The following is a 3675-nucleotide window of genomic DNA, read 5'->3' on the forward strand; positions in this document are numbered from 1 at the left end:
CATGCCCCACAAGCCTGAACCCATGGTTGCCAACGCTGCGCGTATCAGAAAGCCCGGACGCCCGGATTCATGCAAAAACCCCGGGTTGATGTCCGGCGTGTTGACAAAAAAATTCGGCCGGAAGCACTCGCGCCACGGCGACTCGTTCAACTGCGCCAGGTATTCACTCAGTTCAGCCTTGTTGTTGCGCCAAGTGAAATACGTGTAGCTCTGCGAATACCCAACCTTGCCCAAGCGCGCCATCATCGCCGGCGTTGTGAAGGCTTCCGCGAGGAAGATCACGTCAGGGTGCCTGGACCGCACATCGCTGATCAGCCATTGCCAGAACGGCAGCGGCTTGGTGTGAGGGTTGTCGACACGAAACGTCTTCACGCCCTCTTCCACCCAACCCAGCACAACGTCGCGCAGCTCGGTCCACAGGCTCGGGATCGAGTCCGCCGCGTAAAAATCGACGTTGACGATGTCCTGGTATTTTTTCGGCGGGTTTTCCGCGTATTTGATCGTGCCGTCCGGGCGCCAGTTGAACCAACCTGGGTGCTGCTTGAGCCACGGGTGATCCTGGGAGCACTGGATGGCGAAATCCAGCGCGATTTCCAGGCCATGGTCGGCGGCGGCCTTGACCAGGCGACGGAAATCATCACGGCTGCCCAGTTGCGGGTGAATGGCTTCGTGGCCGCCTTCCTCGCTGCCGATCGCATACGGGCTGCCCGGATCGTCCGGGCCGGCGGTCAGGGAGTTGTTGCGGCCTTTGCGGTGGCTGCGCCCGATCGGGTGGATCGGCGGGAAGTACAGCACGTCAAAACCCATGTCATGGATCATCGACAAGCGCGAGTGAACGTCATTGAACGTGCCGTGGCGGGCTGGGTCGTCGGTGATCGAGCGCGGAAACAGTTCGTACCAGCTGGCAAATTGCGCCGCCTCACGCTCCACGTCAATCGGGTAGACGGTGCTGATGCTCAAGTAGGCGCGGTGATCGGCCTGAGTCATCAAGTGTGCACTGTCTTCGTGCAGGAACAACGCGACTTGCTCGGTTTCCAGCAGGCCGGAGAGTTCGTGGTGCAGCAGCATCAGGCGATCACGCAATTCATTGTCACTGCGCTCGGCCGCCTGAAGTACCAGGCTGCGACCTTCCTGCAATTCCAGGCTGACCGGCACCCCGGCCTCGTGTTTCTTGCGCAATTCGTAGCAGAAGCTGGCGAAGGTATCGATCCAGGCCTCGATGCAGTATTCGTGTGGCCCCTGGCTGGTGACGGTAAACGAACCCTCCCAGCCATTGTTGCCGACATCGGCCATGACCACGCTGTGCCAGCTTTCATCCTGCAACGGGCGCCAGCGAATCAGCACGGCCAGCTTGTCATGGCCGTCGGCGAACACCTTGCTGGTGACATTCAGTTGCTGGCCGACCACGGCTTTTACCGCGAATTCACCGCCGTCAATCACCGGCGTGGTGCTTTCGATCGCGATCCGGGGCAGCAGCAACGCCTGGGACAGCGGCAATATGGAGTCTTCTGAAGCCAATGTTTCAGCAGTCATCGAGCATCTTCCCCTTACGCCCTGTGGACGCTCTTTGCTTGATCCGAATTCTGGTACGGCAGCGCTCTCCCTGAGCAGGGCCGTCATAGGTCCGAGCCTGCGCCTGGGTTAAAAGTTCAGGTGGATGTGCCGCCATCCGGCGGGGAATCAATTGCGCCGCGTGGATGTCCACCGGTAGAGCAAAGCACAAAGGAGGCCACACCGATGAATATCCCGATCCCGGCTGAAACCCCTGATCCAAATATCGACACACCGACCCTGCCGCCCAGCGAACCGGAGCCGGTGCCAGAGAAGGAACCGCCTGAAAACGTGCCGCCGCCGGTCGAAGAACCGCCTACGACCATGCCACCGGTGATCGTGTGACGTAAGCCAGGCGGACGAGCGCTTGCCCGCAATCCAGTAATTTGCGGGCAAGCCTTACAGACACTTCCTACCCATAGTAGAGACGGCCCTGAAATCCATCTGCGTCTCGACTATCAGAGAATCAACTCGCGCGGGCCGACGCCAAGCCACAGATCCGGTGAGGGCCTCTTTTAATCACAACGCGAGTATTCATCATGTCGATATCATCGTTGCCACCCCAGCCGTCCCTGTCATTGACGCAACCCCCCTACCAGGCAGGCCCTGCGAAACACTCGTCAGCCACAACCCCCGAAACACCTTCCCGCGACGCTCACGACAAATCCCCGAACACCGAAAATACCCAGGCGGCATCCATCGCCCCGCGCTCGCCCGACGCCCTGTCAAAGATGCAGAAAATCGCCCAACTGCTGAGCCGCGAGTCGCTCATCAATATGATGCGCGCGCCCTACACCAAGGAAACGGCGCAAAACCTCAAGGAACTCCGAGCGCGGCTGAGTCCGGACTCACTCAACCTCCTGAGTGACGACCCGAAGGAGCGGGCGCAAATACGGGCCAAGGTCGGTGAGCTGTTGAGCGAGAAAAATATCCATGGCCTGCGCCGTGAAGCGACAGCCCTTCCCATCGCGGCGTTGACCCCCGAGAAGATTCGAGAGCGCACAGCCAAAATCGACCCGCAGGAGAGTTTTGACGCTTGCCGTCAGGTCGGAAAAGAATTGAAAGCGGAGAAGCTCAATACTCGTCACCGCGAGCGTCACTGTGAACCGCTGTGCAAAAACCTGATTGCGATTGGTCAGCCACTGACGCTCGACACCCCTGGCACACCGCCCGTGGTCAAAACTGAGACACCGGCCATCCCTCCTTCGCCTAACGTCGCGCCCCGCAGTAAAAGTACGCCGCAAACCATTACCCACGACCATGCCCAGGCGTCGGCGGAAGCCTTGGCAACGATGCGTGAAATCGGTGAAATATTGAACCGGGACAGCCTCATTCGCATGATGCGCGAGCCGAATACCACTGAAACAGTGCAGCACGTCAAGGCCCTGGAAAGGTTGTTAAGCGACGAGTCACTCAACAGCCTGAGTGCCGACCCCTCGGAGGTCGCGCAACTGCGCACGGTGATCAACCAGATCATGAGCGAGGCAAACCTGCAGTCGCTGCTGCGCGAAGCAACGTTCGCCGTTGTGACGTGACGGGAGTTAACCCTTAGGCGTTGCTACTTATCCTTGTCGAGGCGCTTGACGATCATCGGCATCACACTGAAGACCGCCAGCGCCAGCAAGGTACTGAGCACCGCCGTTGATTCCCGGCCCATGCCCGCCGCCACGCCGATGGCGGCGGTCATCCATAAACCGGCGGCAGTGGTCAGGCCCTTGACATGCTGGCCCTCCTCATCCTCCTTGCCCTTGAGGATGGTGCCCGCGCCCAGGAACCCAATGCCGGCAATCACCCCCTGCAACACGCGGCTCATGGCGTCCGCCTGGCTGCCGGACATCTGCGGCACCAAGACGAACAAGGCCGCTCCCAAGGCCACCAGCATATGGGTGCGCACCCCGGCGGCCTTGCCCTTCTGTTCGCGCTCAAAGCCTAAAACACCGCCGAGTATCGCAGCGATCAGCAAGCGGACAGTAATCTGCGTGAGTTGCTTTGCGTCGCCAATGTCGGCGAATTCGGCTTGCAGGGTTTGCCAGACTTCATGCCACCAAGCGTCCATGAAAGGGGTCCTTTGTCAGGGTTGATAAGACATGGACAGCAGCGACCGCCAGTCAGTTGCCCGGAACC

4 protein-coding genes are annotated in these 3675 nt (G+C 60.1%); 2 read left to right on the forward strand and 2 right to left on the reverse strand.

Annotated elements, in window-relative coordinates; genetic code table 11:
• Positions 1 to 1533 (reverse strand): maltotransferase domain-containing protein (locus WBB95_RS17880; protein ID WP_424488798.1); only part of this gene is annotated, 1533 nt, incomplete at its 3' end.
• 204 nt (positions 1534 to 1737) lie between these two features.
• Between WBB95_RS17880 and WBB95_RS17885 the strand changes: the two genes are divergently transcribed.
• The gene (locus WBB95_RS17885) at positions 1738 to 1896 is read left to right on the forward strand and encodes a hypothetical protein (protein ID WP_424488799.1); all 159 of its coding nucleotides are present in this window, start codon (positions 1738 to 1740) and stop codon (positions 1894 to 1896) included.
• A gap of 386 nt (positions 1897 to 2282) precedes the next feature.
• Complete coding sequence (locus tag WBB95_RS17890) at positions 2283 to 3086, forward strand: hypothetical protein (protein WP_424488800.1); 804 nt, start codon at positions 2283 to 2285, stop codon at positions 3084 to 3086.
• A 23-nt stretch (positions 3087 to 3109) separates the two neighbouring features.
• Here the strand turns inward: WBB95_RS17890 and WBB95_RS17895 are convergent, their stop codons facing one another.
• Positions 3110 to 3607 (reverse strand): MgtC/SapB family protein, encoded by a 498-nt coding sequence (locus WBB95_RS17895; protein WP_424488801.1) that lies wholly within the window; start codon positions 3605 to 3607, stop codon positions 3110 to 3112.
• Between the last annotated feature and the right edge of the window lie 68 nt (positions 3608 to 3675).

Source organism: Pseudomonas sp. (assembly GCF_049645325.1).
In the GTDB taxonomy this organism is placed as follows: Bacteria; Pseudomonadota; Gammaproteobacteria; order Pseudomonadales; family Pseudomonadaceae; genus Aquipseudomonas.

What these genes read in the sequence shown, in the direction of transcription:
- WBB95_RS17885 (WP_424488799.1), top strand. Translation starts at nt 1,738, where the DNA reads ATGAATATCCCGATCCCGGCTGAAACCCCTGATCCAAATATCGACACA.
- WBB95_RS17890 (WP_424488800.1), top strand. Translation starts at nt 2,283, where the DNA reads ATGCAGAAAATCGCCCAACTGCTGAGCCGCGAGTCGCTCATCAATATG.
- WBB95_RS17895 (WP_424488801.1), bottom strand. Translation starts at nt 3,607, where the DNA reads ATGGACGCTTGGTGGCATGAAGTCTGGCAAACCCTGCAAGCCGAATTC.